Below are 6,344 nucleotides of genomic sequence, written 5' to 3'. Positions count from 1 at the left end.
TCTAAAACACCTATATTTTAATAAACACACCAAATATCCGCTCGCGCCCGGGGGGGGGGGCCCGCGGGCGCGCGGCGTCGCCCGCCCCCCCCCCCGCCTTTCGGGTGCGGGGGGCGCGGATCAGGCCCTGGCGGCGGCCCGGCGCTGCCTCAGGTACCCGGTCGCGGCGAGCGCGACGGTCAGACCGCCGGTGAAGACGACCTGGACGCGGGTGTCCTCGCCCAGGGCCATCAGGACCAGCACCCCGGCCACCGCGGCCAGCGCCACCCAGGTCAGGTAGGGGAAGCCCCACATCTTCACGACGAGCTTCCCGGGGGCCTCGCGCTCCATGCGGCGCCGCAGCGCGAACTGCGAGACGGCGATGAAGCCCCAGACGACGAGGACGACCCCGCCGACCATGTTCAGCAGCCAGGCGAAGAGGGTGTCCGGGTACCAGTACGACAGCAGCACGGTGACGAAGCCGAAGCCGCAGGAGGCGAGCACCGCGCGGCGCGGCACCCCTCCGCTGACCTTGCCCAGCGCCTTGGGGCCCTGGCCGCGGGCGACGAGGGAGTAGGCCATGCGGGAGGAGCCGTAGATGTTCGCGTTCATCGCGGACAGCAGGGCGACCAGGATGACCACGTTCATGATCTGGCCGGCGTGCGGGATGCCCAGGTGGTCCAGGGTGGCCGCGTACGGGCCGTCGGTGCTGACCGCCGGGTCGTTCCACGGCAGCAGCGTGACGATGACCAGCATCGAGCCGACGTAGACGACCGCGATCCGCCACATGGTGGTCTTCACGGCCCTGGCGACGCCCTGGACCGGGTCGTCGGACTCGGCGGCCGCGATGGTCACCGTCTCCAGGCCGCCGTACGCGACCACGGAGGCGAGCAGTCCGACGAGCAGCCCGTCCATGCCGTTGGGCAGGAAGCCGCTGTCGTGGAACAGGTTGGCGGTGCCGGGGGAGTCGGTGCCGGGCAGCACGCCCAGGACGGCCAGCACGCCCAGGCCCAGGAAGAGGGCGATCGCGCCGATCTTGAGGGCGGCGAACCAGAACTCGAACTCGCCGAAGTGGGAGACGGCGGCCAGGTTGGACCCGCAGAACACCGCCATGAAGATCAGCACCCACATCCACGACGGGGTGCCCGGGAGCCAGCCGGTCACGATGTGCGCCGCGCCGATGGCCTCGATGGCCACGCCCACGCACAGCAGGGTCCAGAACATCCACCCGGCGGTGAAGCCGGCCCACGGTCCGATGGCCCGGTCCGCGTGCACGGAGAAGGAGCCGGAGACGGGATTGGCCGCGGACATCTCGCCGAGCATCCGCATCACGAACATCACGAGCAGGCCGGAAGCGGCGTACGCGAGCACGATCGAGGGGCCCGCGGCAGCGATGCCGGCGCCGGAGCCCACGAAGAGCCCGGCCCCGATGACGCCGCCGAGGGCGATCATCGAGAGGTGGCGCTGCTTGAGCCCGTTGCCGAGGGGTGACCCGGCTTCGGGCGGAGGTACGGAGCCCTGCTGCTCGGGCGGGGTCAGGGTGCTCTGGCGCATGGGGAGTTGCCTGTCCGGTGTGCGGGTGGACGGGGTGAAGTGCCCCAGTCTGCCGACCGTCCGTTTATCGGACATTCACTGTCCAACATTCGGACGCCTGTTTCACCGGACGTGATCATGCACCCCGCGCAACGCGACGGGCGGGCCCGGGACCAAAGCCCCGGACCCGCCCGTCGCCGTCCTCCGCGCCAGGACCGCTAGGCCCTCCCGGGCTCCCGGTGCTCCCGGCGTGCGCGGACCTCTCGGATCCACGCCACCAGCAGCACCGCGCCCGCGGCCCCCGTGGACCACAGCAGCTGCGGCCGCGCCGCATCGTCGAACAGCATCAGGACCAGTACCGCGGCCATCCCGATCAGCGCCGCCCACGTCGCGTACGGGAACAGCCACATCGGCAGCGTCAGCCGTTCCGGCATGTCCCGCTCGATCTTCGCCCGCAGCTTCAGCTGCGAGACCGCGATCAGCGCCCACACGAAGAGCAGGACCGCGCCCACCGCGTTGAGCATGTAGAGGAAGATCGTGTCCGGCCACAGCAGGTTCAGCACCACCGAGACGAACCCGAAGGCCACCGACGCGAAGACCGCCCGGCGGGGGACCCCGCCGGCGGAGACCTTCAGCAGTGCCCCGGGCGCCTCGCCCCGCTCCGCCAGCGAGAAGATCATGCGCGAGGACCCGTACAGGTTCGCGTTCAGCGCCGACAGCAGGGCGACGAAGATCACGATGTCCATGATCTGGCCGGCCCCCGGCACGCCGATGGAGTCCAGCACCGCCACGTACGGACTCTGGCCCGGCTCCAGCGAGTCCCACGGCAGCAGGGCCACGATGACCAGCATCGAGCCGACGTAGAAGAAGAGGATGCGCCACACGGCGCTGCGCACCGCGCGGGCCACGGACTTGGCCGGGTCGTCGGACTCGGCCGCCGCGATGGTGACGACCTCCAGGCCGCCGAAGGCGAAGACGACGGCCAGCATGCCGGCCACCACGCCGCCCGCGCCGTTGGGGAAGAAGCCGCCGTGGCCGGTCAGGTTGGCCATGCCGACCGGGTCGGTGTCCGGGAGCTTGCCGAAGACGGCCAGCGTGCCGAGGACCAGGAACAGCACGATCGCGCCGACCTTGAGGGCCGCGAACCAGAACTCGAACTCCCCGAAGTTCCGCACGGCGGCCAGGTTGCTCACCGTGAAGACCACCATGAACAGGAGCACCCAGACCCACTGGTCCACCGACGGGAGCCAGCCGTTCGCGATCTTCGCCGCGCCGGTCGCCTCCACCGCCAGCACCACGACCAGCAGGAACCAGTACAGCCAGCCCGCCGAGAAGCCGGCCCAGCGGCCGAGCGCCTTCTCCGCGTACACCGAGAACGAGCCGGACGCGGGCATCGCCGCCGACATCTCGCCGAGCGCCCGCATCACCAGCATCGCGAGGACGCCCGCGAGCAGGTACGAGCAGATGATCGCGGGACCGGCGATGCCGATGCCGACGCCGGAGCCGACGAACAGCCCGGCGCCGATCACGCCGCCGAGTCCCAGCATGGTCAGGTGGCGCTGTTTGAGGCTGTGGCTCAGGGGTTCCGGAGGGAGCTCGCCCGTGCTGGCGGGCGGGTCGGGCAGGAGGTCGCGCATGAGGAGTGCTCGTACTCTCTGTGGCCTGGCGGCGGTGGGGGCTCCGCGACAGTTGGAGGGACCCTACAGTCTCCCTGGAGCGCACCCATCCGTGCAAAACGGACGTGCTATCGGTTCTGGCTCGTGATGCGGATCACTTCAACTCGGGTGTGAAACGGGTCTTTGTCAACTCCCCACCAAACGTGGGAGTGCGGCTTTGTCCCGGGCGACCCTGCTGCGGCCACGGGTCCGGGACTAACGTCGGTGATCTTCCTGTCGACACCACCCCCCGCGGAGTCCCCGATGAGCACTGCTTCCGTCTCCTTCCGGCCCGGCGCCGTCCTCGCCGACCTGCTGCCCGCGAGCCGCGTCCGTGAGGTGGCGCTCGTCGTCGGCGGAGCCGCGCTCACCGGCCTGGCCGCCCAGATCGCCGTGCCCGTCCCCGGCTCCCCGGTCCCCGTCACCGGCCAGACCTTCGCCGCACTGCTGGTCGGCGCCTCCTTCGGCGCCCGCCGCGGGTTCCTCTCGCTGGCCCTGTACGCGCTCGTCGGCATGGCCGGCGTGCCGTGGTTCGCGGGCGGCACCTCCGGCGCGGGCGGCGCCTCCTTCGGCTACGTGCTCGGCATGCTGCTCGCCGCCACCGTCGTCGGCGCCCTCGCGCGGCGCGGCGCCGACCGCTCCGCCTGGCGCACGGCGGCCACGATGCTGCTGGGCTCCGCGGTCATCTACGGCGTCGGCGTGCCCTACCTCGCGCTGTCCACCGGGATGTCCTTCGGCGCGGCCGTCGCGGCCGGTCTGACCCCGTTCCTGATCGGCGACGCGCTCAAGGCCGCGCTGGCGATGGGCGTGCTGCCGGCCGCCTGGAAGCTGGTGGGCCGCCGCGGCTGACCGCGCCCCGGACGAAAGACCGGCAGCCCCGGACCGCGAGCGGCGGTCCGGGGCTGCTGTGCGTCGTGGGCGGGGCCCTCGCGCCGGCGGCGGCACGCTGCCGCCCGTGCGCTTACGCGGAGAGGCGTGCGGCGGCCTTGCGGCGCACGTCGCGGATCACGCCGATCACCAGGACCACGGCCGCGACCAGCAGCGACAGCAGGACGGTCTCGCGGTTGTCCTTGTCGTAGACCATGTAGCCCAGGACGAAGGTGATCATCGCGGCGGTGGCCCAGGTCAGGTACGGGAAGAACCACATCTTCACCGTCACCTTCTCCGGCGCCTCGCGCATGAGGATCCCGCGCATCCGCAGCTGGGTCAGGCAGATCACGAGCCACACGAACAGCGCGATGGCGCCCGACGCGTTCAGCAGGAAGGTGAAGACCGTGTCCTTGAAGGCGTAGTTGAAGTAGACGGCGACGAAGCCGAACACGACCGAGCCCAGGATCGCGATCACCGGCACGCCGCTCTTGCTGACCTTGGCGAAGGCCTTCGGGGCGTCGCCCCGCTCGCCCAGCGAGAACGCCATGCGGGAGGCGGTGTACAGGCCCGAGTTGAGGCAGGAGAGCACGGCCGTCAGCACGATCACGTTCATGATCTGTCCGGCGTGCGCGATGCCGATCGAGTCCAGGGCGGCGACGTACGAGCCCTTCTCGGTGATCGACTTGTCGTTCCACGGCAGCAGGGTGAGGACGATGAAGATCGATCCCAGGTAGAAGACGCCGATCCGCCAGATCACGGAGTTGGTGGCCTTGGTGACCGCGCGCCGCGGGTCCTCGGACTCGCCGGCGGCCAGCGTGACGATCTCACTGCCCATGAAGGAGAAGACGACCATCAGCACACCGGTGAGGACCGAGCCCCAGCCGTTCGGCATGAAGCCGCCCGTGTCGGTGAGGTGCGCGAAGCCCGCGCCCGGGTTGTCCGAGCCCGGCAGCACGCCGAAGACGGCCAGCATGCCGATGACCACGAAGCCGCCGATGGCGACCACCTTGATGCCGGCGAACCAGAACTCGAACTCGCCGTACGAGGCGACCGAGCCGAGGTTGGTGACCGTCAGCACCGCCATCACGATCAGCGCCCAGGCCCACTGCGGGACGGCCGGCACCCAGCCTTCGAGGATCACCGCGCCGGCGGTGGCCTCCACGGCCAGGACCACGACCCAGAAGAACCAGTACAGCCAGCCGATGGAGAAGCCGGCCCAGCGGCCGAGCGCCCGGTCGGCGTACGCGGAGAAGGAGCCGGAGTTCGGGCTCGCGGCGGCCATCTCGCCCAGCATCCGCATGACGAAGACGACCATCGCGCCGACCAGCGCGTAGGAGATCAGAATGGCCGGTCCGGCCTTGGCGATACCGCCGCCGGAGCCGACGAAGAGGCCGGCACCGATGACGCCGCCGATGGCGATCATGGACAGGTGGCGGTTCTTGAGACCGGCCTTCAGTCCGTCGGAGGGCTGGCCTTCGCCGGAGTTTCCGGTGGGGTCGCCTGCCTTCTGAAGGGTCGTCGTGGGACTCATGAACGATTCCTTAGGTTCTCGGGGCGCTCGGGTTACGAGCCCCGGCATTCAAACCCGACACACCGACGGGACGGAAGACCCTGTTCCGGATAGTTGCCCAGGGCTCAAAGTCCCGGACATGCGTCCCGCCCCGTCCCATCTGGGTTGTTTGGGTTTACTTGAGCTTGAGAAGTGACTTACGCGACACCCGCTTCGGGCCGACGGGGCGGCTCGTGCCACACTCGACCCATGCGCGTGTACCTCGGATCCGACCATGCCGGCTTTGAGCTCAAGAACCACTTGGTGGACTGGCTCAAGAACAACGGCCACGAGCCCGTCGACTGCGGGCCCCACATCTACGACGCGGTGGACGACTACCCGCCGTTCTGCCTGCGTGCCGCGGAGAAGACCGCAGCCGACGCCGACGGCCTGGGCATCGTGATCGGCGGCTCCGGCAACGGCGAGCAGATCGCCGCGAACAAGGTCAAGGGCGTGCGCGCCATCCTGGCCTGGAGCGTCGAGACGGCGAAGCTCGGCCGTGAGCACAACAACGCCAACGTCATCTCGGTCGGCGGCCGGATGCACACGCAGGACGAGGCCGTCTCCTTCATCGAGGCCTTCCTGGCGACCCCGTACTCCGACGAGGAGCGCCACACGCGCCGCATCGAGATGCTCTCGGCGTACGAGACCACCGGCGAGCTCCCCGCGATCCCGGCGCACCACCCGCAGGGCTGATCCCGCTTCCGGTCGCGTCGCCTCCCGGGGCGGCGCGGCCGGTTTTTCTTTTCCGAGGAGTA

5 protein-coding genes are annotated in these 6,344 nt (G+C 70.1%); 2 read left to right on the top strand and 3 right to left on the bottom strand.

Annotated elements, in window-relative coordinates; translation table 11 throughout:
* Positions 1 to 120: 120 nt before the first annotated feature.
* Positions 121 to 1,533 (bottom strand): amino acid permease, encoded by a 1,413-nt coding sequence (locus ACWF9Z_RS25870; protein ID WP_453605641.1) that lies wholly within the window; start codon positions 1,531 to 1,533, stop codon positions 121 to 123.
* A gap of 197 nt (positions 1,534 to 1,730) precedes the next feature.
* Positions 1,731 to 3,149: an amino acid permease gene (locus tag ACWF9Z_RS25865; protein ID WP_453605639.1), complete on the bottom strand. Its 1,419-nt coding sequence runs from the start codon at positions 3,147 to 3,149 to the stop codon at positions 1,731 to 1,733.
* Positions 3,150 to 3,431: 282 nt separating this feature from the next.
* Here ACWF9Z_RS25865 and ACWF9Z_RS25860 point away from each other — a divergent pair, with 282 nt between their 5' ends.
* Positions 3,432 to 4,016 carry a biotin transporter BioY gene (locus ACWF9Z_RS25860; RefSeq protein WP_453605637.1) on the top strand — a complete coding sequence of 195 codons (585 nt, stop codon included), beginning with the start codon at positions 3,432 to 3,434 and terminating at the stop codon, positions 4,014 to 4,016.
* A 112-nt stretch (positions 4,017 to 4,128) separates the two neighbouring features.
* On the opposite strand, the gene ACWF9Z_RS25855 is transcribed toward ACWF9Z_RS25860, so the two are convergent.
* Complete coding sequence (locus tag ACWF9Z_RS25855) at positions 4,129 to 5,568, bottom strand: amino acid permease (protein ID WP_453605635.1); 1,440 nt, start codon at positions 5,566 to 5,568, stop codon at positions 4,129 to 4,131.
* A gap of 228 nt (positions 5,569 to 5,796) precedes the next feature.
* Here ACWF9Z_RS25855 and ACWF9Z_RS25850 point away from each other — a divergent pair, with 228 nt between their 5' ends.
* Positions 5,797 to 6,282, top strand: a complete 486-nt coding sequence (locus ACWF9Z_RS25850; RefSeq protein ID WP_356655614.1) for a ribose-5-phosphate isomerase — start codon at positions 5,797 to 5,799, stop codon at positions 6,280 to 6,282.
* The last annotated feature ends 62 nt before the right edge of the window (positions 6,283 to 6,344 follow it).

The sequence above is a fragment of the Streptomyces sp. NPDC054961 genome, from assembly GCF_053609145.1.
This window is presented reverse-complemented; position numbering and strand designations above follow the sequence as displayed.